The organism is Thalassospira profundimaris, from assembly GCF_003326675.1.
In the GTDB taxonomy this organism is placed as follows: domain Bacteria; phylum Pseudomonadota; class Alphaproteobacteria; order Rhodospirillales; family Thalassospiraceae; genus Thalassospira; species Thalassospira aquimaris.
Genome location: NZ_JPWF01000003.1, coordinates 241,714 through 264,579, shown reverse-complemented (window position 1 = coordinate 264,579; position 22,866 = coordinate 241,714). Strand labels below are relative to the sequence as shown.

Genomic DNA, 22,866 nt, shown 5'->3' with positions numbered 1-22,866 from the left:
TCAGACCTCTTTTGATTGATAGCCAAGGCCGCGAAGCAAACCGTCCACCTCGCAAAGCGACAGTCCAACAACGTTGGAATAGGAGCCGGAAATCGCCTTTACGAAGGTCGCCGCATGGCCCTGGATGGCATAGGCGCCCGCCTTGCCCATCCATTCATCGTGTGACAGATAGCGATCAACGTCTTCACGACCAAGCGTTCGGAATTTGACCTGTGTTTCAATCACACGGGACCGTTCTGCTCCATCCGGCGCGATCAGGCACATTCCGCCATAAACACGATGGCGGCGACCAGACAGTAAGGTCAGGAATTTGCGCGCCTCAGCATGATCTTCAGCCTTGCCCAATGCGCGCTGCCCACAGGCAACAACCGTATCGGCCGCAAGTACAAAAGCCCCGCCATTGTCTTTTGCAACGGCACGGGCTTTTTCTTCGGCAAGGCGCAAGGCAAGTCGACGCGGACTTTCATCGGCCTTTGGCGTTTCATCGATATCAGCCGGGACCACCTGATCTGGCACAATTCCGATCTGCGCAAGCAGCTCAAGACGGCGCGGCGATGCAGATGCCAGTATCAGTTTCGACAAGACGCGGCTCCCGGATATCGGATCTTAAACCAAAGCGAAATTCACTTATGGCGCAAAGTTAAACTGCGCGCCAGACAAGGTCAATTTGCGCTGGAACTGGTTCCAGATTACTTGAAACGGAAGGTAATACGACCTTTGGTCAGGTCATAAGGGGTCATTTCGACGCTGACACGGTCACCGGCGAGAACGCGGATACGGTTCTTGCGCATTTTACCCGAGGTATGGGCAAGGATTTCGTGGTCATTGTCCAGCTTCACGCGAAACATCGCATTGGGCAGAAGTTCAACGACGGTGCCCTGAAACTCGATAACGTCTTCTTTAGCCATGTGACTCCTAGCTTTCGTATTGCAATATCAAAATACCGGTGGGGCGCAAACTGCTCTGAACCGGGCAAAAGGTCAAGTCCTTTCACACACGGGGCTCGGCGTCCCTGCACTGCATCAAAGGCATGGCACCATATATGTGTGCTCCCAAACCGCCCGGATGATCAGGAGGCCCAACACAATCAGACATCATAGCCCCTTTGCCCATGGCCCAAAGGCCCGTATTGTTTCGGCATTCGAACAGCTTGCCCAAGGAAATGCCGCCAGATGTCACCAACCAATAATCCCGTTATCCGGCTTGCCAATAAATCCGATGCCCCTGCCATTCATGCAATGCTGCTTGAAATTGCCAGGGCAACCGGATGCGAAGATAAATTCAAAAGCAATCCTGATGACCTGGCGCGCGACGGATTTGGCGACAAACCGGCGTTCGAAGCCCTGATTGCCACCGAAAATGAAAAGCCGGTCGCGGTATGCCTTTATTTCCCAAGCTATTCGACATTCCGGGGACAAGCCGGTCTTTATATTCAGGATTTATATGTCGCACCGTCTCATCGCGGGGGCGGCTTTGCCCGCAAGCTTGTTGTGGCCGTTGCCAAACGTGCGCGCGAAACAGGTAAAACCTATATCCGGTTGTCGGTTGATGCCGAAAACATTGGCGGGCAAAGATTTTATGAAAAAATCGGGATGCGCCGTGCAGATGACGAACAGATTTTCATTCTGGACGGATCGGCTTTCACCGATCTTGGCACAGGCGAATAACGCCCCTTAAACCTTGGGCGCTGGTCCAACCGGAAAACGATCAAGGATACGTTTTTTGATCTGATCGCGAACCTGACGATATGCTTCCAGTCTGGCTTCGCGCGATCCTTCGATCATGGTCGCATCAAAAGTATTCCAGAATTCAACATCACAAGCCATCGTGCGGGTCATATCCACCGCACGGTGCTGGGCTTCCGGTGACATGGTAATGATCAGGTCAAAGAACCCGTCTTCAAGCTGATCAAATGTCTTGGATTTATAGTTCGAGATATCCAGGCCGATTTCATCCATCACCGCGATGGCAAAACCGTCAACATCGCCTGCACGTACACCGCAACTTTCAACATAGGTGCGGGTTCCATGATAATGACGCAAAAGGGCTGCCGCCATCACTGAACGAACGGCATTGTAACTGCAGGCAAAAAGAACCGAGCCGGGAAGTTCTTCTGCCACGTTGCCTTAACCCCGGATGTGAAGAACACAAATCAGCGTGAAAAGGCGACGCGCAGTATTTTCATCAATCGTCACCTTATCGGTCAGAAGCTCGCGCAGTTGTTCCGACCCTTCATTGTGCAAACCGCGACGCGCCATATCGATGGTTTCGATCTGGGCGGCGCTGGCCTTCTTGATCGCGTCATAATAGCTTTCGCAAATCATGAAGTAGTCTTTGACGATCCGGCGGAACGGTGACAAAGGCACAGGAATAGTGGTCAGGTTTTCACTATCATCATCGCCGCGCACATCCATATAGATGCGGTTTTCTTCAATCCGCATATGAACGGAATAAGGGCCTTCGAACCCGCCGGCGGGTTCGAAGTGATTTTCTTCCAGAAGATCGTAAATGGCGACGGCCTGCTCGTGTTCGACCTCGGGACGGCGACGCACCTTGTATTTTTCATCAAGATAAATACCGGCGATACACTGATTTGAAGCCATAGCCCTACTCCCTGCGGTCCCCTTGGCGCTGCACTGCAACAGCTTACATCTGGTTTGACCGGATCGCTACAGAAAGTCCATGCGCTTGCAGACCTTCGCTTTCTGCCAGCGCAATTGCCGCGGGCCCGATTTTGGCAAGGCTTTCCGGTGTGCACTTGATCAGCGAGGAACGCTTGACGAAGTCCAGAACCCCGAGACCGGAAGAAAACCGCGCCGAACGGGCAGTTGGCAGAACGTGGTTCGGCCCGGCGACATAGTCACCAATGGCTTCTGGCGTGTAACGACCCAGGAAGATCGCACCAGCGTGATGAATTTCATCTGCCAATGCATCCGGGTCATCCACCGCCAGTTCAAGATGTTCCGGGGCGATCCGATCCACAAGGGCCGGAGCCTGCGACAGATTTTCCACCAAGACAATTGCACCAAAGTCGCGCCAGCTTGCACCCGCGATTTCAGCACGCGGCAGCGTTTCAAGATGCTTGTCGATTGCCTGTTGTACCTGATCTGCAAATTCTGCGTCATCGGTCATCAGAATCGATTGCGCAACCGGATCATGTTCGGCCTGTGACAGAAGATCGGCCGCAACCCAGCTTGGATCATTGGTTCCATCGGCAACAACAAGGATTTCGGACGGGCCCGCAATCATGTCGATACCAACCTGACCGAACACGCGGCGCTTGGCAGCAGCAACAAAGGCGTTGCCCGGACCAACAATCTTGTCGACCGGCTTAATGGTGTCCGTGCCATAGGCAAGGGCTGCAACGGCCTGCGCACCGCCGATACGGTAAATCTCGTCGACACCGGCGATACGCGCCGCGGCCAGAACCAGCGGGTTCATTTTATTGTCCGGGGTCGGCACCACCATAACAAGGCGGCCAACACCGGCAACCTTGGCCGGAATTGCATTCATCAGAACCGATGACGGATAGGATGCAAGACCACCAGGTACATAAAGGCCCGCTGCCGAAACCGCACGCCACCGCCAGCCAAGCTCAACACCGGTTTCATCGGTATAGCGTTCGTCAGCCGGCATCTGCTTTTCGTGATAAGAGCGAATACGCGCAGCCGCCAGCTCCAGCGATTTCAACAAATCCGCATCAATATCGGCAATAGCCGCATCAACTTCGGCTGCTGTAACAACCATGCCCTTGGCATCGATATTCAGACGATCAAAACGGTTGGTGTATTCACACACCGCCTCGTCACCGCGTGCACGCACATCTGCAATGATATCGGCCACGGCGGCATCAACATCGGCATCCGATTCGCGTTTCATGCCCAGCAGCTTGACAAAATCTTCTTCAAAGCCGGTATCGGTAATGGAAAGCTTAAGCGGCATTGACTACCTCGGAGAAACGGTCGATCCAGGGCTGAATATCAGTCGGGCGGGTTTTCAGGGCGGCACGGTTCACGACCAGACGTGATGTCACGTCTGCGATATGTTCGATCTCGCGCAGGCCATTGGCCTTAAGGGTGCTGCCGGTCGAGACAAGATCGACAATACGACGGCACAGACCAAGGGTCGGTGCCAGTTCCATCGCCCCGTTAAGCTTGATGCATTCGGCCTGTACGCCACGCTTTGCGAAATGGGTCCGGGTGATGTGCGGATATTTGGTCGCAACACGAACATGCGACCAGCGCGACGGATCATCGCCTTCGATCATTTCTTCGGGTTCGGCAACGGCAATCCGGCAATGCCCGATATTCAGATCCAGCGGCGCATAGATATCCGGGTAATCAAATTCCATCAGGACATCATTGCCGCATACGCCGATATGGGCCGCACCAAAGGCAACGAATGTTGCAACATCAAAGCTGCGCACACGAATGATATCGATATGCGGATGATTGGTGGAGAACCGAAGGGCACGGGATTTCGGATCATCAAATGCCGCTTCCGGTTCGATCCCGGCAGATCGGACCAGTGGCATCACCTCTTCAAGAATGCGCCCCTTTGGCAGGGCCAGCACCAGCTTTTCGTCACTCATTAATCAGTCGCCTTACGCGTTTGTCTGTTGCCCGGATCGCGATGCGATACGGACCGGCAATTACGCCGGAACCCGGACACGTTCGATTTGCGCCCCGCAGGCCGCAAGTTTTTCTTCAAGCCGCTCATAACCGCGATCAAGATGATAGACACGGTTAATAACCGTCTCGCCCTCGGCTGCCAAGCCTGCAAGCACCATAGAGACCGATGCACGCAAATCGGTCGCCATCACTTCGGCGCCCGAAAGCTTTGCACTGCCGCGCACGATTGCCGAACGTCCGTGAACATTCACATCCGCCCCCATACGGCCCAGTTCCGGCACATGCATGAAGCGGTTTTCAAAAATGGTCTCGGTAATCATCGATGCGCCATTGGCAACCGACATCAGCGCCATGAATTGCGCCTGCATGTCGGTCGGGAAGCCCGGATAAGGTTCGGTCATGACATCAACGCCGCGAAGGGTCGCACGGTTGCCGCGCACCTTCATACCGTCTTCGGTTTCTTCGATCTCGACACCGGCCTTGCGCATCGCATCAACCAGACTGTCGATCAGCTCGATCCGGGTGCCGGTAAGTTCGATCTCGCCACCCGTGATGGCCGCTGCAATGGCATAGGTCCCGGTTTCGATGCGATCCGGTACAACCGAATATTCCGCACCATGCAGGCGCGGCTTGCCGGTAACTTTCAGGGTATCGGTTCCGATGCCTTCGATCTCGGCCCCCATTGCGACCAGGCAACGTGCAAGATCGGTGACTTCCGGTTCACGCGCAGCATTAGCAATGGTCACAACACCATCGGCAAGCGACGCCGCCATCAAGGCATTTTCGGTAGCACCAACCGAAACCTGCGGGAACAGGACATGACCGCCCTTAAGACCTTCTGGCGCGCGGGCTTCGATATAGCCCTCTGCCAGATGGATTTCAGCCCCCATGGCTTCAAGTGCCTTAAGGTGCAGGTCAACCGGACGGTTACCAATCGCACAGCCTCCAGGCAGCGATACACGGGCAATTCCGCAACGTGCAACAATCGGCCCAAGCACCAGAACCGATGCACGCATTTTGCGCACAAGGTCATAAGGTGCGGTGGTGGACGTGATTTCTTTGGCGGTCATTTCCAGAACGCGGCCGGTATGCCCGCCGTTTGGCGCATGACCGTTCAGATGCAACGCAACCCCGTGCTGGGCGAGAAGATTCGCCATCGACGTAATGTCTGCCAGATGCGGCAGATTGGAAAGGGTCAGCGTTTCATCTGTCAGCAGGGCTGCTGCCATCAGGGGAAGTGCCGCGTTTTTGGCACCGCCAATTGCAATTTTGCCCTGCAACCGGCGACCACCGGAAATCTTGATCTTGTCCATTCAATCCTCTTTGTGCTGCGCTTGCTTGCGCAGCGAACGCGCGTATTGGCATGTCATTGCCAAATCTGTTGCCATGCCTTTATCACAGACGCGGCAATGTGACACCTTTTTGGCCCATATATTTCCCTGCGCGATCCGCATAGGAGGTATCGCACTCGCTTTCGGCTTTCAGGAAAATGAACTGACAGGCGCCCTCATTGGCATAAATGCGTGCCGGAAGCGGCGTGGTGTTTGAAAATTCCAGTGTCACATGCCCTTCCCATTCCGGTTCAAGCGGGGTGACATTGACGATGATGCCGCAACGGGCATAGGTCGATTTACCAAGGCAGATCACAAGCGTATCGCGCGGGATGCGGAAATACTCCACGGTGCGCGCCAATGCGAAACTGTTGGGCGGAATAACACAGACATCGGTCTTGCGATTAACGAACCCGTCGTCGGAAAATTCTTTGGGATCGACAATGGCCGAGTCGACATTGGTGAAAATCTTGAATTCGTCCGCAACACGGGCGTCGTAGCCATAGGAACTGACACCATAGGAGATCACGCCATCGCGCTTGAAGCCGTCAACGAACGGCTCGATCATACCCTTTTCCTGCGCCATCTGGCGTATCCAGTGATCCGGTCTTACCGACATTTTGCCACCCCTTTGTTGCGAAAAAGTCCCTGTGCCTTTCAGCACCTTCGGTTTTACCTGTGCCAGCCCGCCAAGATCAACCAAACGATACGCACTTCTGCGCTTTCATCCGCGTTTTGGCGATCAGCCATCATCAGCAAAGCGTGCTCCGTTTTGCCAGGTTATGTCTCAATCGTCTGATTCGGTTGTGACAACAGAGTCGTTTTGCGGCTCCTTGCGCGATCTCTGTTGTTGCTTGCGCTTGGCCAGATTGGCACGAAGCGCCTCTGCTTCACGTTTCAGGCGCTCTTCATTCACCGCCGGACGAATATCGGATTTCTTTGCAGTCATGGTCTGATTTGGGTTTCTCGTTCAGATACGGGTTCATTCCTTGGCGCTGTTATAAAACAGCAGGCGAAAAATTACAGCCGATCTTGACGAAAACAGGGCGAAAAGCACTGTTGGGCAATCATTCCGAAAACTTCGCATATTTCGGGCTTGACCAATTGCTGATACGTGGCCTATAACCCGCCCGCACCGCATGGGGCATACGCTGCTGTAGCTCAGGGGTAGAGCACTCCCTTGGTAAGGGAGAGGCCGGGAGTTCAAATCTCCCCAGCAGCACCATCCCCCATCGTTTTGCCTGATGATATCGGGCTGCTGTAGCTCAGGGGTAGAGCACTCCCTTGGTAAGGGAGAGGCCGGGAGTTCAAATCTCCCCAGCAGCACCATCCCCCATCGTTTTGCCTGATGATATCGGGCTGCTGTAGCTCAGGGGTAGAGCACTCCCTTGGTAAGGGAGAGGCCGGGAGTTCAAATCTCCCCAGCAGCACCATTTCCCCCATTGTTTTTAATGCACGCAAATACAGCTATGCTGTATTGGCTGGTGCACATGCCTGCACGCCATCGTCAGATTATATCTGACGATGGAACAGCTTCAAATATCCATAAAATTTGCGTTCTAACGGCGAATTAAAAACCGCAACGAACAGATCGTGGGATCCACGCCAAGTGTCTTGTGACACAGGATCGCAAGGATCATCGGATAACCTGCCACAGACAATGCCGCGACAACGACACCACCGATCATCCCAAGTTGCATCATGGCAACGGCAAGCCCGATCATCGTAATTATGGCCCAAATCGAGACAATCTTGGTCATGGCGCGGTGAATACCGGTCATATTCAACAGGGCTACACTTGGGCCGCATGCTGCCTGAACAGCATAGGCAATGAGCATGATCCTCAAATAAGGCACAGCTCCAGAGTAGTCGTTACCGAACAACGACAACAATTCCGGAGCCAGGACGAAGAACACAGCACAGACCGGGATCGCCACCAACATCGAGAAACCTGTTGCCCGCGAGACCAGTGATTGTAGCTCCCACGTATCTTCTTGCGTCATCGCCCGCGACAAAAATGGTGCCACAACCGAGTTGACCGCAGTAAGCGCGAATGCGACCAGCATCGCCAAGCGAATAACCGCGCCAATTTCGCCAGCATCAAAAGCAGAAAGTAATGTGCCTGCCAGAATTACCGGTGACTGATTGAGTAATGCAATCGACAACTGGGAAAACAGGACATTAAGCCCCAATTGCAGCCAGAGCCGTATGTCTTTCAAGCTTGGACGGAATGCGCTTGCCCACTTTATGTAGCGCCCCTTAAACACAAGGAAAAGCGCTGAGAGCATGGCGATAAACAACGCCACAGCGTAGGAACTGACGACTGTCAATAAATCCAACTTGCCAAATGCGCTGAAATAAATGGTCAAAAGACAGATCGCAAACACGAAAGGCCGAACAACGGCCTCGCCGACCACAGCTCGCGACACGTTAGCATCCGCGCGAATGGCACCTTGCAGAACTGACAAGATAACAGCAAAGGGCAGGCATAAACCTGCGGCAAAACCGATTTCGAAACTGTAATGCCGGAAACGGACAAGAATGACGGCAAGCACGACGGCGCCAATAAGCGACAAGACGGCTGCGAACAGCAAGACAAAGCGCTGCATCCCGCTGACGAGATGCCTTTGTCCTTCTTCTCTGTACTTTGGCAAAAACCTGACAATCGCGGTCTCCATACCGAATGTAGCGATAGGAGTAGCCGAGATAATCAACCCAAGTACAACCGAGAAAAAGCCGAAAAGCTCCTTGCCGCCATAACGTGAAATAAACACGCTGGCCAGAAACATCATGCCCGCCGAAAACGCATTGGCGAACAGCACGAAGATCGCGGCAAATTTCAAATCAGCTTATCCGTAAAAGGATCGGTACCATTCAACAAAGTTGCCGATCCCGGTTTCAATTGATGTCGCAGGTTTGAAACCAACAGCATCGGTCAAAGCTTCGACATCTGCATAAGTCGCAGGCACGTCACCATCCTGCATTGGCAGCATGTTCTTTTCAGCCGTTTTTCCAAGCGCCTTCTCGATTGTCTCGATCATATACATCAGCTCAACCGGGCTATTGTTGCCGATATTGAACACACGATACGGGGCCGAACTGGTCGCCGGATCCGGCTTGGCCGAGTTCCATTCCGGATTTGGCTGCGCGACAGTCGAAATACACCGGTAAACACCTTCGACGATGTCATCGATATAGGTGAAATCACGGCGCATCTTGCCTTCGTTGAAGACATTGATCGGACGCCCTTCAAGGATCGCCTTGGTAAACAGGAACAAAGCCATATCCGGCCGTCCCCATGGACCATAAACAGTGAAGAAACGCAGTCCGGTCGTCGGCAGACGATAGAGATGGCTATAGGTATGCGCCATCAGCTCGTTGGCTTTCTTTGAAGCCGCGTAAAGACTGATCGGGTGATCGACATTGTGATGCACCGAGAACGGCATTTCAGTGTTCATACCGTAAACAGAGCTGCTTGAGGCATAAACAAGGTGCTTCACACCGTTGTGGCGGCATCCTTCAAGAATATTGGTAAACCCAACCAGGTTCGCATCAATGTAAGCATGCGGGTTTTCAATCGAATAACGGACGCCCGCCTGGGCTGCCAGGTTGACGACATAAGTCGGCTTTTCTGTTGCAAACAGGTCTGCGATGCCTTCGCGATTTTCAAGGTCCATACGAACAAACTTGAAGCCCGGCTTGCCTTCCAAACGCGCCAAGCGTGCTTCTTTCAGGTTCACATCATAATAGTCATTGACGTTATCCAGCCCGATGACTGTCGAACCCTGTTCGAGCAGCTTCAGGCATAAATGCGAACCGATAAAGCCGGCAGCACCTGTGACGAGGACTTTTTCATTGGATGGGATAACGAAGCTAGACATATGTTTGCGAGTTCCTGAGTAAACCGAACGCAGCGACCATCATCATATCGCCGGAATTTGGCAATTCTGATAGCAGCAAGGCCGTGGCTAAGCAAGACATGAGCCTGTGACAGTGAGCATCAAGAATCACATACGAGACTCCAAACATACTTTCTGCTACCCTGCGTTATGTAGGTCATGTCAACCGAACACGGTATTATTACGGCAACGATGATTACTGCTGGTCAAACCATTGCAAACCCCAACAGTGGTGGATTGGGCGTTATCCTGAATGTTCGGGAAATCGCGCAGACCGCTGACGGGCGCGTTTTGGCAGAGTATGAAGCTGTTGAAGTTCAGCGCCAATCGGGAAACAGCGGTACTCTGTCACCCTACGCCATCGCTGGCGAGGCATCTGATGGCGTTCGAACGCGTATTGTCGACCCAAGAACACTTACCGAGGCACAGGCTGTTGCAGGTGGTGTAAGTCGCGCGGAATATCGAGAAGCTGTCAAAACCAGCGAGCAGAACAGCGATAATTCCGCAGCTCCTTCCAGTCACACTGATCTCGACCCGGCAGAAAAAGCAGTTGTGTCACAGTTGCAAGCACGTGACTCAGCTGTTCGACAAGAAGAAGAGGCACACGCCGCTGCCGCCGGACCATATGGATCAGCACCACAATATACCTATCAGATCGGACCGGATGGCAACGCCTATGCCATCGGAGGGCACGTTGATGTCAGTGTTTCTGCATCCGGTAGCAAAGCTGATCAGGACCGCGCATTGGCGACGCTTCAAAATGCAGCCTTGGCGCCAAATGCACCATCGGGCGCAGACATGGCAGCCTTCCGTCAGGCAAGCCTGCAGCGCGCGACAAACAATAACGACAACACCAATTTCCCGCCGGAAGAATCCATGAACAAAAATGCGCGGAATGAGGGTAACGCACAGCAGATCTTTTCGATTTCCGTTTGACCCTGAACACCATCAGGCGCCTTTGAACCTCCTACATACTATGCAATATGGGAACAAACATTGACTCTTGGACAATCGACCCTATCTGATCGAATAGTTAATGTTTTCAGAAACTATCCTGCCGTTTGACACGCCCCCTGTTTTGTTGAATGCTGCGCTCGCGTCCGGGGGGGACGCTTGAATTGACAATTTGATATTGCGCGAAACTGCATAACCAATGCGGCAAGCGTTTCCGAAGCCAGTCGCCAGATGTCAGAGCTTTGGACAAGAACGGGTACTGCATAAAAATGAACATCCTGCTAGCAGACGACCACGATCTCGTCAGAGACGGGATCACTTCCTTCCTAAAACTCGCAGCGCCGGAAGTAGAAGTCGCGCAAGCGAAGGATTTCGCAGAGGCACTTGCCGTTGTTGATGGCGAAACCAATGTCGAACTGACAATCCTTGATCTGAACATGCCGGGTATGAATGGCCTTTCGGGCCTCACGGTCATGCGCCAGAAACATCCTGAGATTCCGGTCGTCATTTTGTCCGGCTCCGTTAAGCGCAGTGACGTTCTGAACGCGCTGGAACACGGAGCATCGGGCTATCTGCCAAAGACTTTGTCGGGCAAGTCACTGATCAACGCCTTGCGCCTGATCCTGTCAGGGGAAAAATACATCCCGTCTGCCCTGCTTGAAGATGATGGTTCACAGATCCGTCCGGGTGAAATTGATCTTGATGGTCTTGCGCCGGACAATCCATTGCGTCAGCTGACCAATCGTGAACGCGAAGTTCTGGGTCTTTTGACCAAAGGTCTGTCGAACAAGGAAATTGCCAAGCAGCTGACCGTTCGTGAAATCACCGTCAAAGTTCATTTGACCGGCATTTTCAAGAAGCTTGGTGCTGCAAACCGAACACAGGCGGTTAAAATTGCCATGCAGCTGGGCTGGGAAGCTTAAGCGCTGGCGAAATAGCAGACATAGAAAACCCGGCATCTGCCGGGTTTTCTTTGGACTTTTGAGATATGGCAATCGCCCTATTCGCCGCACACTTCAGATAGTTCGTCGAGAATCCCCAGAAGCTCCTTAAGGTTCAGCGGCTTGGACATCACCATGACCGGGGCATCTGCACCATCGTCATCAACCGGACGATCAGCATCGCCCGGATGCCCTGTCATCACAATAACCGGCAATGCCGGATCGCGGCTTCGAAGTTCCTTGACCAAGGAATTACCGTCCATCTGGGGCATCCGGATGTCTGTAATCAGGATATTGGGCTGTATGATCCCGGATATGGCAAGGGCATCCTCGCCATTACTCGCAGCTGACACGCTGTAGCCTTGGGCTTCCAGATATCCGGAAATAATTTCCATGGCGTCGATTTCGTCATCAACGACAAGGATCCGCGTCTTGCTGCGTGATGCCGCATTTGCACCGGTTTCGACAGGAAGGCATTCATCAAGATCCTCATCATCCTGATCCAACCCGTCACTACCAAAACTCGCGATCGGCAACATCACTTCGAAACAGGCGCCATCCCCTTCATTGCGCACATCGATCTTGCCGCCCATTGCCTCGACAATTCCAAAGCTGACGGACAATCCAAGACCAGTACCCTTGCCGACATCCTTGGTCGTAAAGAACGGATGGAACAACAGGTCAATGGCCGCTTCGGGCACCCCACCGCCATTGTCATTAACGGCGAGCTTCAGGACCTTGTGAGTTTCGTCAACCATGGCACTCACACGGATCAAGCCGCCGATACTGCCATCATCCGCATTCTCGTTAATCGCATCACGTGCATTGGTCAGCATATTGACCATGACCTGTTCAAGCTGAACCTGTCGTCCATTAACCAGACAGCCCTGTGCGGGCGGCACGACGTCAATCATGATCCCTGACAAACGACAATCATGTTCGATCATATCAACTGATCGCATCACCGCCTTCATCGGATCAAAAGGCACAAAATCATCATCGTCCGGGCGACTATAGATTTGCAGATGCTTGATGATTTCCGACATACGTTCGGTCTGACTGCTGATCAGTGACAACCTTTCACGCTGAAAGGCGGGTTTGACTGCATCAAGGTCATACTGCAATGCGCAGGTATCCGCAGCCATCCGAATGACATTAAGCGGCTGGTTCATCTCGTGGGCGACAGATGCGGCCATCTCGCCCAAGGTTGCAAGCTTTGACGTCTGAACAAGCTGCCGTTCAATTTTCCGCTTCTCGGTAACGTCTTCGGCCAGCATCAACATTGCCGGCGCCCCTTCATGGGTGAACGCAATGGCAGAAACTTCCAGTTCGACATTCTCGCCATCGGGACGTTGACACATGATTGTAAAGTCCGCCCGCCCGCCATAGCCACCCTGGTAGCGGGCAATATATTCGCCAAGTATATCCCGACTGGCAGGATGCACCATCTCCATAAAGGAACGACCAATCAAGGCGTTGCTGTCATCCGCCTTTAGGATGCTAACACCCTGCTGGTTGACATAGACGATTTCCTCGCTGCTCAGGATCGCGATCAGTTCCGGGGCAAGTTCTACCAGCTTGCGGTAACGTTCTTCACTTTCCTTAAGGGCACGTTCCGCACGGGAACGCTCAATCGCATAGCGGATAGATCGGCGAATGGTGCGTCCGTCCGGGAATTCTTTGGTCAGATAGTCTTCTGCACCGTGTTGAAGTGCTTCAAAGGCAAGTTCTTCGTCCTTGTGACCGGTCAGGACGACAACAGGGGCAGTATTCGCGCAACTGCGTATTCTGCTGATCGTCGCCACACCCGATGAATCGGGCAATGTCAGATCAAGCAACACCACATCGAATAGGGCATCCGCCCCGGTCCCATTCAGAACAGCCATTGCCGATGCCAGGTCGCTTCGATGTTCAATATCGAACGGTTCACCGGTTTCTTCCAGAAGCGTTCGCACCAGAAATGCGTCGCCGGGGTTATCTTCTACAAGAAGAATTCGAAACCGTTGTTCAGGCATCGTTACATTTTCCAACTATCAGATACGCGTGCTCCGATGCGCTGAGCATCAGCACAGGAACACGCTGATTCTGCATGGTTTCGGGTCTGCTAGCAATCCTGCACATCAACAAGAAGCCGACCTTTGACCTGGCCTTTCAAAATCTTTTCACCCCATGGAAGGATATCAGACAGGGAAACCTTGGTCGTTGCCGCACTTAAGTGATCTTTTGGCAGTTCACGGGCAAGGCGTTCCCACGCACGTAAACGCGTTTCATAGGGACACATCACCGAATCAATACCGATCAGCTTTACCCCGCGTAACAGGAACGGAATTACGGTTGCCGGTAAATCCGGCCCACCGGCCAATCCACAGGCCGAAACAACGCCGTGATATTTCATCTCGGACAAGACATGGGCAAGCGTCGTACTGCCGACACTGTCAATTGCCCCGACCCAGCGTTCTGTCAAAAGCGGCCGGCTGGTATCGGTAAGCTCATTGCGGTCGATGATTGTCGTTGCGCCCAGATCACGCAAATAAGCATGGGTTTCTTCGCGCCCTGTCGATGCGGCAACCCTGTATCCAAGTGCTGCCAGGATCGAAACAGCAACTGAACCAACACCACCAGCAGCCCCGGTCACAAGGACCTCTCCATCCTGATCTGGTGAAACCCCCTGTTCTTCAAGCGCCATGACAGCGAGCATCGATGTAAAGCCGGCGGTGCCAATTGCCATGGCCTGCGCACCATCAAGTCCGTCGGGAAGCGGCACCAGCCAATCGGCCTTTACACGTGCCATCTGTCCATATCCGCCCCAATGGGCCTCGCCCACGCGCCAACCTGTCAAAATGACCTCGTCAGCGGGCTTGTAGCGATCATCGTTTGAGGAAACCACCTGCCCCGAGAAATCAACGCCAGGCACATGCGGATAGGTTCGAACCAGTCGTCCCAATCCGTTCAGGATCATGCCGTCCTTGTAATTCAGGGTCGACCAGTTCACGCGCACAAGCACATCACCGTCGGGCAGATCATCCATTGAAAGTGTTTTGAAACTTGCGGAAATGGATTTGTCCTGTTGATCCAGAACCAGTGCGCGGAATGTCTCAGCCATCGGATGCCTCCACCTTTGATCATGTTATGTGCCTCAAAGGTAGTCACCGGCCCACACCGCGTCAAATCGACCAATGGGTAACAGCTTGGCAAAAACCCCGGATCAACTGACCGACAGGTTTGGATTGTCTGCCCCTGAAAAGATCAGGATCAAGACCACCGCAAGGATCAAAAAACCAAGATACAGGAAAATTCGGCGCGATAATGTGTCCGCATCCTGCCCTTTGGGTACGACGTCGCTCTGCACATCAACAGGCAGACTGCGATAGGAAAGCCAGCCCAGCAAAGGCACAATAACAAGATCGTCAAGCCATCCTACGCCCACCAGAACATCGGGTAAAAGATCAACCGGACTGATCAAATAGATCAAGCCCCCAAGCAACAAGACCTTGGATTTCACCCCAACATCACTGCGCATCAAAGTACGCAAAAGATTGGGAACTATCATCAAGGCGGATGGTCGGACCTTTGGCATTTAACGGCCTTTCGGCTGAACTCGGCTTACCCGTTTTCAGGAAGCCAGCGTTTCAAATACGTCTTGTTCCGGGGCTTGGCCCAATACGTTGGCCTGATGCCACAAGGCATAGAAAAGAAGATGCCAGCACGCCGCCCCTTCTTTCTTGCCCGCTGTATTGAACAGCTTTTCCACCGCTGCCGGATCGGCAATTTCAAGAACACCCGCCTGCTGCGCGACCAGCGGGCCAAGACGCTTGCCCTTGGCTGCAATCCATTCACCAACCGGCACCGTAAATCCGCGCTTTTTGGCAAAGGGATGGGCCATCGGCAAACAGCGTTCAAGCCAGCTTCGAAGCAGGAATTTGCCAACCCCTTTTCGGACCTTAAGCCGATCAGGCAACTGATAGGCGAAATCTGCAACCATCGGGTCAAGGAACGGAGTCCGTCCCTCCAGTCCATGGGCCATCAACATGCGATCAAGTTTGATCAGCAAATCATTGGGCAACCAGTCCGAGCAATCCACCGCCTGCGCAACAGCAAGTCGGGAACGCTTGCCCCGGTTTTCGCGGCTTTCGGATGCGGCAATACCATCACGCCATCCTTCAAGAACACTGGGCCGCAAGACATCAATCTTGTCAAAGGTCCCCTTGGAACGCATGACACGTCCGCCAAGCAGCAATGGACGCGTGACGGAACGATATCGACCATAACCGCCAAACAGCTCGTCCCCACCCTCACCACAAAGCACAACCTTGAAATCACGTGCCGCTTCGTTGGCCAGCTTATAGGTCGGAAGTACCGCATAATCGGCAACCGGGTCATCCATTCGTGCGGCAACGTCGGGCAACAGGGTCCAGAAGTCATCTTCGCTAAACATGATTTCGATATGGTTGGCGTTGCACGCCTTGGCCACTTCGCGCGCAATCTGGCGCTCATCATGGACACTGGATGCCTCGAACGCAGCGGTATAGGCCGTTACAGGACGCTCGTTAAGGCGATGCATCATGCCAAGCAATGACGCACTATCTACCCCACCCGAAAGGAACATGGAGTAATCCACGTCGGAACGCTGATGCAAACGAACGGATTCTTCAAAAACCCGATCCCAATCGGTCAGTGCGGTTTCAAGGTTGGTGCCAACGGCCCCTGTATCGCGCAATATCTGGCGACGGCGGCGTTCAATGATACGGCCATTGTTTAACACAATGGTCTCGCCCGGAAGCAACCGCTTGATTCCGTCAAAGATCATGTCACTGCCGGTCGTAAACTGTACCTGCAACAGTTCGGCACGGGCATCTTCACGCACATCACGGGCGACAAGGCCCGCTGCAATCAGTGCCTGTGCCTCGGATGCAAAGGCAAAGAATTCCGGTGTTTCAACATAATAAAGCTGTTTGATGCCAAACGGATCACGACACAGAACAACCTGATTTTCGATGGCGTCATGAATGGCGAAGGCATACATGCCGCGCAACTGATCAAAACCATCGATATTGTCGCGCGCATAGACCCGAAGCGCTGTCTCGCTGTCAGACCCGGTCTTGAAGCTGGCTTCGCACAGGCTTTTGCGCAGCTCGACATAGTTATAGATCTCGCCATTGGCGACCAGTGCGCTACCATTTTCATGATAAAGCGGTTGGTCACCGGTATTCAGATCAATGATCGCAAGGCGGGTCTGGATAAAGCCAATCGGCCCTTTGACATATCGCCCATCGCCGTCAGGCCCACGATGGCCCAGCGCATCACGCAGACGGTCAAGAATTTCAGGATCAAGGGTTTGCTTATCCTTGGCGATATAACCGGCAATTCCGCACATTAACGCGCAACCTCGTCAAAGAAAGCCTTGTATCTGGCAACCACTACGTCTTCGGTGAAATTGGCCTCGAACGCGGCGCGACCATTCGCAGACAATGTGTCTGAAAGCACCTTGTCGTCAAGGACAGTCCGAAGATCACCTGCCAAGGCCGATGCATCTTCAAGCGGGGACAACAATCCGCTTTCCCCTTGGGTAATCAGTTGAACCGGCCCCTGACTTGCCTGTGCAACAACCGGTTTGCCATGCGCCCAGGCCTCGATCACCATATTGCCAAGCGGTTCGTGGCGCGAGGACGCGCAAAAAACATCACAGGTCGCAAACAGGTTGGCAACATCCCGCCGCCAGCCCAACAAACGCACACGATCCGCGACGCCGCATTCACCCGACAATTTCAGCAAATCGTCCTTCAGATCACCGGCACCCGCGATCCAAAGATAGGCACCCGGCACATCGGCCAAGGCACGGATCAGGGTATCAAATCCCTTGTTTTCATGCAGTCGCCCGAGCCCGAGAATTAGCGGCGCATCGGACGGCGTATTGAACTCGGCACGATCAATGGCCGTACCCGGAACAGCATCGACAAAGTTCGGCAGGTAATGGGTCCGGTCGACCGGCCAGCCTTCACGCACCAGATAATCGCAAATGTCCTTGGTATTGCCGATCAGATGATCGCAATCGCGAAAGTTCTTAAGCTTGTAATACCCGCCAAGCCGGGCGACCTTGGTGAAATCACCAGATGGTGTCATCCGGCTGGCCCGGTTCATCCATGTCAGGACGATGCGGGGTTTGTGTTTTTTGATTTGCTGGCGCAATCCCCAAGGGGTGCGCAAGTCAAGGCGCCCGCCAAATGGCAACTCGTCAAACGACACCCCATTGGCGGCAAGAACCGGATTACGTCCCTCGTTCGGGCGCACAACGCAATGCTGATCAATACCGGCGCGCTGAAAACCGCAGGCAAGGCGCACAAAAAATTCCTCGGCCCCGCCAAACGGACTTCCAGCCATGGTCTGCAGCAACATTGTCATGCACCAGTCCCCAACTGAATTTGGTTATTCTTCATCATAGCGGGCTTTGAGATAGGAAATCATCGGGAACAGGGCGGCCAGAAGCGCGATCAAAAAGCCCATCCCGCCTTCCTTGTATCCCTTGCGCGATACGAAACAGCGCCAGAATCGCGAAAAAATCCGGCGGAAATTATGGCGGAATGTTCCAATATTCCCGCTTGCCCGCAAATCTGCGGCACGCGCATTGGTGTAGCTATCAAGTCGACGCATCATGTCCGAGATATTGCGATCCACAAAATGCACCAAGGCCCCGTTCAGTTTCGGTCCCTGCCGCCCGGTCATTTCAATGGCCGGATGCACGCGCTGATCACCCCAAACCTTGTGGCCCTTGCGAAACAGTCGCCACACCGCAGACGTGCCAAATGACGCACCCCAGCCATATCGCACCAACCGTTTGCCGACATAGTTATCGACCGGGATAAGATAGCGGTCATAGGCGCCACTATTCACCGCCTCGCGAATTGCAATCGCCAGCTCCGCGTTAACATGTTCATCGGCATCAAGTTCGAAAATCCAGTCGCCGGTTGCTTCTTCGATGGCCTTGTTGCGACGGTGCCCTTCGATGTCCCAGCTACCGACAACCGTTTTGGCACCAAATTCCTTGGCGATTTCTTCGGTTCGGTCGGTGCACTTGTCACAGATCACAACGATTTCGTCGGCAAAGCTGACCTTTTCCAGACAGGTCGCCAGTCGCTTTTCCTCGTTATGGGCACACAGAACAACTGAAATACGCGGTGCTGCATCAGTCATTGTTTTTTCCTGCAAGACGATGTTCGGTAACCAGTTCGGTTGCCGCTTTGACAACCTTTTCGACAGGCAAGGTTTCCATCAGGTTTTCCTGCGAGAAACGGCTGGTTCGATTGGCAATGATCTTGTCGTACGACCAATCGGTCCTGATCGCACGCCCCCATTTGGCAAATGGCCGATAATGTTCATCACGCGACGGGCCAAACAAACCAAGTGTCGGGCATCCTGACGCCGCTGCCATATGCATCAGGCCAGAATCGTTGCCAAGATACAAATCCGCACGTTCGAGGCAGGCCATGACGGTCAAAAGGCTTTCGGTTCCAAAGATTTCAGACCGTCTTTCTTCCGGGACCGACTTGATGACTTCTTCTGCCATATCCCGTTCATTGGGCGCACCGACAACCAGCACATGCGCATCTTCAAGCACAGCCCCCTTCCCGGTCAGGGTCGCAATCGTTTCGATGAAACGTTCCTTGTGCCAGGTTTTGCCAACCCAGTTTGATGTCGGCCCGACAATCAAAAGCGAACCTTTGACATTTCCAAGCAACGTGTCAGCACGATCCCGGCTTTCCTGATCGATCCAGATTTTAGGCAAAGGCGGCGGTGACACCTTCATCAACGCACCAAGCTGTTCAAGCCGGTGCAAGCTGTCATCGTTGCCTTTCAGCACAACGCGTCTGGTCCCGGGAAGGACATAGGCCGTGGCACTACCGCGCAGATCAACGATCACATCCCACCAGTTCAGAACAACCGACTTCCACAGTTTCCACCAATGCCCGCCACGCTTTTGCTTGGGCATTTCAATAATGCCGTCAAGGTTCGGCACAGCCTTGAAAATCGGGGCTGCAACCGGACCACAGGCAACCGTTATCCGAATACCCGGAAAGGTTTGGATATAATGGCGCAGAACTGCTGTCGACAGGACCGCATCACCAAGACGGTTTGACGTGATAAACAGAAGGCGCACGGTTTAAAGTTTCTCCAGCTCGCCTGCGACGTGAATCCATTCCCGACGATCATTACGTGCGGCTTCGGACTGGTTGGCAAAAAATGCCCGGTCGGTCAAAAGCTGGGACGTAATGTTGCCGTACGCAGATTCGTCAGGAACGATATAGCCGGTTTTGCCGTCTTCAATCCGGTTCCTCGCAATCCCGCCATAAGACACCACCGGCGTTGCAGCCCCAAGGGCATCAACAATCCACTGACCGGCATAGTCGGTTCCATATTTCCCGTGATGCAGGAACGCACGCGCATTGGCGATGGTCTCGGCCATGTCGGCTTCGGGTTTTGGATGATGAACCCTTACACCTTTGTCAATCGCACCGCGAACAAGATCAAGAACGTCGTCAGAAACGTCGTCATTTTCCCCTGCCATCGCGCTGAACAGGTCATAGGCATAAATTTCAAGGATCGCGTTCGGTGCCTTGGGCGCGACATAGGCATCCCAGATACGCACGATCTGGGCAATACCGGTTTTGGTATTGGCAACCGTCACGGCAAGTTCATCACGTGATTCAAATGCCCAGTGCATGTTCGATGCCATGGTAAAGGCCGAGGTTGCCCCCGGCTTGACCACAATCGGCTTTTTGACAAGCTCGGCATCAAATGCCTTGGCCTGTGCATCATCACTAAAGATGACCTGTACTTTCTTTTCCTGAAGGACAAGACGCACATCATCGGCATTCAAGCGCGCCGGATCACCGTCGAACCAAAGCGCAATCGTAGCACCGTTTGGAACGGACGGATGGCTTAACAACGCGGGATCACGCCAGACAATAACGGTATTGACCGCATCGCCACCAAACGGCGGCAATTTGGCATCAAGTTGTCGCCATGCTACACCGCTTGCATCCTTGTCGATGCCGCCATTGCGGCGCGCTTCGACCTTGTGACCACGGGCAACAAGGGCCTCGGCCAGCGCGATAAAGGCACGTTGGCAGGTCCCCAGCGGGCGGGCTTCGCGATCCTTGGGATCAAAGCCGATTGAATGATCAAGCATCAAGATTTTCATAAGTTTGGTTCTATCTGCTCGCAGGCGTTTTATGAAGGCTTTTCTTGCATGTGACCGGGCTTTATACCCGCAGTCTGCCCTTGCGAAATTCCCCCGATTGCCCCACATTTCGCCCAAACAAATCCGACAGATCGGAGCCGATAAAATTATGAGTGAGTCTTTCTACGCCGTTCTGAATGATCGCGCCGTCATCCGCATCAGCGGACCGGATCGCGTCAGCTTTCTGCAAGGGCTGGTATCAAACAACATCGAAACCGTATCTGCGACCAAGTCGGGATATGGCGCGCTGTTAACCCCGCAGGGTAAATTCCTGTTCGATTTCTTTGTCTATCAACAGGATGAAGACAGCCTTCTGATCGAATGCGAACGTGGTGAAAATGGTGAACGTGCGGCCGATCTTTTCAAAAAGCTGCGCATGTACAAATTGCGCGCCAAGGCGGAACTGGCAGATGTCACCGACAGCTACGACGTCATCGCCGTGTTCGGCAAAGATGCCCTGACCAATCTGTTTGATGACACTGCACCGGGCACAACCGGCCGCATCGCCGATGGCATCAAGGCCGTTGATCCGCGCCTGAGTGCGATGGGCGCACGCGTTCTGCTGCCAAAAAACAGTTTGGCTGAAATGGCAGCAATCGGTGCTGCCGAAAGTGATGCGGAAAGTTATCACAAGCTTCGTGTGACCCTTGGCCTGCCCAATGGCAGCGAAGAACTTGAAATCGAGAAATCCATCCTGCTTGAAAACGGCTTTGAAGAGCTTGGCGGGGTCGATTTCAAAAAGGGCTGCTATATGGGGCAGGAACTGACCGCCCGCACCAAATATCGCGGCCTTGTGCGCAAGCGCCTGTTGCCGATCGCGATTGATGGCCCGGCCCCGGAAACCGGCACCCTTATCATGAATGGTGACAAGGAAGCCGGAACAATTCGTTCCGTTCACGGATCGGCAGGCCTCGCCCTGATCCGCTTGGAACGGGTTGGCGAGGATGCCGATCTTGTTGCCGGTGATGCCAAAATCACGATTTCGGTGCCGGACTGGGTGAAACTACCCGAAACGGCGGCGTGACCCCCGGCCACAGAATTGCGCCATTTGCAAAGTACGGTGCGTGCAGTACGGGTCCCGAAATTCGGGACCCGTTTCATATTCTGATCTGTTCGAAAGAACGGAAAGCACTTATGTTAAGACCAGAATGAAACAGGTATTCGCACTGAAACTGCGTCGGGCAGCTCCCTTGATGATCGCATGGATCGCAGTTTGTTGCGTTCTGTCAGCACTTTCACATCCCGCTTTTGCAGAACAAGCCCTGCCGGGTATCAGCAAAAAGCCGGTTTCCGACATGTCGATTGCCGAAACCAGTGCCGAGCTTGCCACCGTTACGCAGGTCTACAATCGCAAAGGCAACGAGATCAAGCAGATGGCGCAGGGTGTTCTCATGCGCTTCTATCCGCAAAAAATTGTTCCATGCGGTGCACTTGTGACCAGTGTGCGCGATTGCCTTGAAAACCAATGGCCCGACCTTAAAGGATATCCCGGCCATTTTCTGGGCCCGGATGAACAGCCGACATCAAAGCCGACCCTCGCCCAGGCACGCATGACCGAGGAAAATTATTTCGATGCGGTTGAACGGGTGAACATGTTGTTGCGTGCTGTACGTTATGAAAGCACGCTTAAGGCCGAGACACGCTATCGTGTCCATATGGACGAAGTGATTTCCCATATGACCGATCTTCAGGAAGCAGAATTCCACCGCGGACTTCTTTACGAAAAGATGTTCAAGATCGGCGGGATTATCCTGTTGTTACTTGGTCTTTCGGTTGGCGGGATGCTGATCATGAAACATATCGCGCAACGCAACGATCCAGACTCACAGTTCGGCAAAAAATAACGGCGGCAAGTTTCCCTGCCACCGTTGCATA

The 22,866-nt window shown here is 53.6% G+C and carries 24 protein-coding genes and 3 tRNA genes; 8 read left to right on the top strand and 19 right to left on the bottom strand.

The annotated features are described in order from the left end of the window. Together TH19_RS06085 and infA are read right to left on the bottom strand one after the other, a co-directional pair. On the bottom strand, positions 1-582 hold the full coding sequence (locus TH19_RS06085) for a Maf family protein (RefSeq protein WP_114101441.1): 582 nt from the start codon (positions 580-582) through the stop codon (positions 1-3). Between the two features lie 107 nt (positions 583-689). After that, the gene (gene infA / locus TH19_RS06080; protein ID WP_007092059.1) at positions 690-908 is read right to left on the bottom strand and encodes a translation initiation factor IF-1; all 219 of its coding nucleotides are present in this window, start codon (positions 906-908) and stop codon (positions 690-692) included. Between the two features lie 264 nt (positions 909-1,172). Between infA and TH19_RS06075 the strand changes: the two genes are divergently transcribed. After that, the gene (locus tag TH19_RS06075; RefSeq protein ID WP_114101440.1) at positions 1,173-1,667 is read left to right on the top strand and encodes a GNAT family N-acetyltransferase; all 495 of its coding nucleotides are present in this window, start codon (positions 1,173-1,175) and stop codon (positions 1,665-1,667) included. A gap of 6 nt (positions 1,668-1,673) precedes the next feature. Here the strand turns inward: TH19_RS06075 and TH19_RS06070 are convergent, their stop codons facing one another. The 7 genes from TH19_RS06070 to TH19_RS22700 form a co-directional block, all read right to left on the bottom strand. Then, the gene (locus TH19_RS06070; protein WP_114101439.1) at positions 1,674-2,120 is read right to left on the bottom strand and encodes an arsenate reductase ArsC; all 447 of its coding nucleotides are present in this window, start codon (positions 2,118-2,120) and stop codon (positions 1,674-1,676) included. A gap of 6 nt (positions 2,121-2,126) precedes the next feature. Further along, a complete protein-coding gene (locus TH19_RS06065; protein ID WP_114101438.1) occupies positions 2,127-2,603 on the bottom strand; it encodes a UPF0262 family protein in 477 nt (158 codons plus the stop codon). Positions 2,604-2,646: 43 nt separating this feature from the next. Beyond that, positions 2,647-3,942 (bottom strand): histidinol dehydrogenase, encoded by a 1,296-nt coding sequence (gene hisD, locus TH19_RS06060; RefSeq protein WP_114101437.1) that lies wholly within the window; start codon positions 3,940-3,942, stop codon positions 2,647-2,649. Continuing rightward, positions 3,932-4,591, bottom strand: a complete 660-nt coding sequence (gene hisG / locus TH19_RS06055; protein ID WP_114101436.1) for an ATP phosphoribosyltransferase — start codon at positions 4,589-4,591, stop codon at positions 3,932-3,934. The genes hisD and hisG overlap by 11 nt, the downstream gene beginning before the upstream one ends. Positions 4,592-4,651: 60 nt before the next feature. Beyond that, on the bottom strand, positions 4,652-5,944 hold the full coding sequence (gene murA, locus TH19_RS06050) for a UDP-N-acetylglucosamine 1-carboxyvinyltransferase (RefSeq protein ID WP_114101435.1): 1,293 nt from the start codon (positions 5,942-5,944) through the stop codon (positions 4,652-4,654). A gap of 82 nt (positions 5,945-6,026) precedes the next feature. Further along, positions 6,027-6,581: a dCTP deaminase gene (gene dcd / locus TH19_RS06045; RefSeq protein WP_044828071.1), complete on the bottom strand. Its 555-nt coding sequence runs from the start codon at positions 6,579-6,581 to the stop codon at positions 6,027-6,029. A gap of 168 nt (positions 6,582-6,749) precedes the next feature. Further along, on the bottom strand, positions 6,750-6,911 hold the full coding sequence (locus TH19_RS22700) for a hypothetical protein (protein WP_181846336.1): 162 nt from the start codon (positions 6,909-6,911) through the stop codon (positions 6,750-6,752). A 201-nt stretch (positions 6,912-7,112) separates the two neighbouring features. Between TH19_RS22700 and TH19_RS06040 the strand changes: the two genes are divergently transcribed. From TH19_RS06040 to TH19_RS06030, 3 genes are all read left to right on the top strand, one after another. Next, a tRNA-Thr gene (locus TH19_RS06040) sits at positions 7,113-7,187 on the top strand. Positions 7,188-7,216: 29 nt separating this feature from the next. Continuing rightward, a tRNA-Thr gene (locus tag TH19_RS06035) sits at positions 7,217-7,291 on the top strand. A 29-nt stretch (positions 7,292-7,320) separates the two neighbouring features. Next, positions 7,321-7,395 (top strand) — tRNA-Thr (locus tag TH19_RS06030). 126 nt (positions 7,396-7,521) lie between these two features. On the opposite strand, the gene TH19_RS06025 is transcribed toward TH19_RS06030, so the two are convergent. Beyond that, positions 7,522-8,805, bottom strand: a complete 1,284-nt coding sequence (locus TH19_RS06025) for an oligosaccharide flippase family protein (protein WP_114101434.1) — start codon at positions 8,803-8,805, stop codon at positions 7,522-7,524. Positions 8,806-8,811: 6 nt separating this feature from the next. Continuing rightward, a complete protein-coding gene (locus tag TH19_RS06020) occupies positions 8,812-9,843 on the bottom strand; it encodes an NAD-dependent epimerase (RefSeq protein WP_114101433.1) in 1,032 nt (343 codons plus the stop codon). A gap of 177 nt (positions 9,844-10,020) precedes the next feature. On the opposite strand from TH19_RS06020, the gene TH19_RS06015 reads away from it, so the two are divergent. Beyond that, on the top strand, positions 10,021-10,797 hold the full coding sequence (locus TH19_RS06015) for a putative metalloprotease CJM1_0395 family protein (protein ID WP_258547843.1): 777 nt from the start codon (positions 10,021-10,023) through the stop codon (positions 10,795-10,797). Positions 10,798-11,084: 287 nt separating this feature from the next. Beyond that, the gene (locus TH19_RS06010; RefSeq protein WP_114101432.1) at positions 11,085-11,738 is read left to right on the top strand and encodes a response regulator; all 654 of its coding nucleotides are present in this window, start codon (positions 11,085-11,087) and stop codon (positions 11,736-11,738) included. Positions 11,739-11,815: 77 nt separating this feature from the next. On the opposite strand, the gene TH19_RS06005 is transcribed toward TH19_RS06010, so the two are convergent. The 8 genes from TH19_RS06005 to TH19_RS05970 all read right to left on the bottom strand — a co-directional run bounded on the left by TH19_RS06005 (position 11,816) and on the right by TH19_RS05970 (position 20,940). Further along, the gene (locus tag TH19_RS06005) at positions 11,816-13,771 is read right to left on the bottom strand and encodes a response regulator (RefSeq protein ID WP_114101431.1); all 1,956 of its coding nucleotides are present in this window, start codon (positions 13,769-13,771) and stop codon (positions 11,816-11,818) included. A gap of 89 nt (positions 13,772-13,860) precedes the next feature. After that, complete coding sequence (gene acuI, locus TH19_RS06000) at positions 13,861-14,859, bottom strand: acrylyl-CoA reductase (NADPH) (RefSeq protein ID WP_114101430.1); 999 nt, start codon at positions 14,857-14,859, stop codon at positions 13,861-13,863. 102 nt (positions 14,860-14,961) lie between these two features. Next, on the bottom strand, positions 14,962-15,306 hold the full coding sequence (locus tag TH19_RS05995) for a DUF1232 domain-containing protein (protein ID WP_114101553.1): 345 nt from the start codon (positions 15,304-15,306) through the stop codon (positions 14,962-14,964). Between the two features lie 63 nt (positions 15,307-15,369). Further along, on the bottom strand, positions 15,370-17,130 hold the full coding sequence (asnB, locus tag TH19_RS05990; RefSeq protein WP_114101429.1) for an asparagine synthase (glutamine-hydrolyzing): 1,761 nt from the start codon (positions 17,128-17,130) through the stop codon (positions 15,370-15,372). Further along, positions 17,130-18,155 (bottom strand): glycosyltransferase, encoded by a 1,026-nt coding sequence (locus TH19_RS05985; RefSeq protein ID WP_114101428.1) that lies wholly within the window; start codon positions 18,153-18,155, stop codon positions 17,130-17,132. Before TH19_RS05985 ends, asnB begins: the two co-directional genes overlap by 1 nt. A 24-nt stretch (positions 18,156-18,179) precedes the next feature. Next, entirely contained in the window at positions 18,180-18,944 is a 765-nt protein-coding gene (locus tag TH19_RS05980; RefSeq protein ID WP_114101427.1) for a glycosyltransferase family 2 protein, read from the bottom strand. Further along, complete coding sequence (locus TH19_RS05975; RefSeq protein WP_114101426.1) at positions 18,937-19,908, bottom strand: glycosyltransferase family 9 protein; 972 nt, start codon at positions 19,906-19,908, stop codon at positions 18,937-18,939. The genes TH19_RS05980 and TH19_RS05975 overlap by 8 nt, the downstream gene beginning before the upstream one ends. A gap of 3 nt (positions 19,909-19,911) precedes the next feature. Continuing rightward, complete coding sequence (locus tag TH19_RS05970) at positions 19,912-20,940, bottom strand: glycosyltransferase (RefSeq protein ID WP_258547842.1); 1,029 nt, start codon at positions 20,938-20,940, stop codon at positions 19,912-19,914. Between the two features lie 160 nt (positions 20,941-21,100). Between TH19_RS05970 and ygfZ the strand changes: the two genes are divergently transcribed. Both ygfZ and TH19_RS05960 read left to right on the top strand, forming a co-directional pair. Continuing rightward, complete coding sequence (gene ygfZ / locus TH19_RS05965) at positions 21,101-22,015, top strand: CAF17-like 4Fe-4S cluster assembly/insertion protein YgfZ (RefSeq protein WP_114101552.1); 915 nt, start codon at positions 21,101-21,103, stop codon at positions 22,013-22,015. A gap of 124 nt (positions 22,016-22,139) precedes the next feature. Further along, a complete protein-coding gene (locus TH19_RS05960; RefSeq protein WP_114101424.1) occupies positions 22,140-22,835 on the top strand; it encodes a hypothetical protein in 696 nt (231 codons plus the stop codon). The last annotated feature ends 31 nt before the right edge of the window (positions 22,836-22,866 follow it).

Excerpts from the sequence above, each read along its gene's own strand:
- infA (WP_007092059.1), bottom strand. The coding sequence starts at position 908 with ATGGCTAAAGAAGACGTTATCGAGTTTCAGGGCACCGTCGTTGAACTT.
- TH19_RS06075 (WP_114101440.1), top strand. The coding sequence starts at position 1,173 with ATGTCACCAACCAATAATCCCGTTATCCGGCTTGCCAATAAATCCGAT.
- TH19_RS06065 (WP_114101438.1), bottom strand. The coding sequence starts at position 2,603 with ATGGCTTCAAATCAGTGTATCGCCGGTATTTATCTTGATGAAAAATAC.
- hisD (WP_114101437.1), bottom strand. The coding sequence starts at position 3,942 with ATGCCGCTTAAGCTTTCCATTACCGATACCGGCTTTGAAGAAGATTTT.
- hisG (WP_114101436.1), bottom strand. The coding sequence starts at position 4,591 with ATGAGTGACGAAAAGCTGGTGCTGGCCCTGCCAAAGGGGCGCATTCTT.
- murA (WP_114101435.1), bottom strand. The coding sequence starts at position 5,944 with ATGGACAAGATCAAGATTTCCGGTGGTCGCCGGTTGCAGGGCAAAATT.
- dcd (WP_044828071.1), bottom strand. The coding sequence starts at position 6,581 with ATGTCGGTAAGACCGGATCACTGGATACGCCAGATGGCGCAGGAAAAG.
- TH19_RS22700 (WP_181846336.1), bottom strand. The coding sequence starts at position 6,911 with ATGACTGCAAAGAAATCCGATATTCGTCCGGCGGTGAATGAAGAGCGC.
- TH19_RS06020 (WP_114101433.1), bottom strand. The coding sequence starts at position 9,843 with ATGTCTAGCTTCGTTATCCCATCCAATGAAAAAGTCCTCGTCACAGGT.
- TH19_RS06015 (WP_258547843.1), top strand. The coding sequence starts at position 10,021 with ATGTCAACCGAACACGGTATTATTACGGCAACGATGATTACTGCTGGT.
- TH19_RS06010 (WP_114101432.1), top strand. The coding sequence starts at position 11,085 with ATGAACATCCTGCTAGCAGACGACCACGATCTCGTCAGAGACGGGATC.
- TH19_RS06005 (WP_114101431.1), bottom strand. The coding sequence starts at position 13,771 with ATGCCTGAACAACGGTTTCGAATTCTTCTTGTAGAAGATAACCCCGGC.
- acuI (WP_114101430.1), bottom strand. The coding sequence starts at position 14,859 with ATGGCTGAGACATTCCGCGCACTGGTTCTGGATCAACAGGACAAATCC.
- TH19_RS05995 (WP_114101553.1), bottom strand. The coding sequence starts at position 15,306 with ATGATAGTTCCCAATCTTTTGCGTACTTTGATGCGCAGTGATGTTGGG.
- asnB (WP_114101429.1), bottom strand. The coding sequence starts at position 17,130 with ATGTGCGGAATTGCCGGTTATATCGCCAAGGATAAGCAAACCCTTGAT.
- TH19_RS05985 (WP_114101428.1), bottom strand. The coding sequence starts at position 18,155 with ATGACAATGTTGCTGCAGACCATGGCTGGAAGTCCGTTTGGCGGGGCC.
- TH19_RS05980 (WP_114101427.1), bottom strand. The coding sequence starts at position 18,944 with ATGACTGATGCAGCACCGCGTATTTCAGTTGTTCTGTGTGCCCATAAC.
- TH19_RS05970 (WP_258547842.1), bottom strand. The coding sequence starts at position 20,940 with ATGCTTGATCATTCAATCGGCTTTGATCCCAAGGATCGCGAAGCCCGC.
- ygfZ (WP_114101552.1), top strand. The coding sequence starts at position 21,101 with ATGAGTGAGTCTTTCTACGCCGTTCTGAATGATCGCGCCGTCATCCGC.
- TH19_RS05960 (WP_114101424.1), top strand. The coding sequence starts at position 22,140 with ATGAAACAGGTATTCGCACTGAAACTGCGTCGGGCAGCTCCCTTGATG.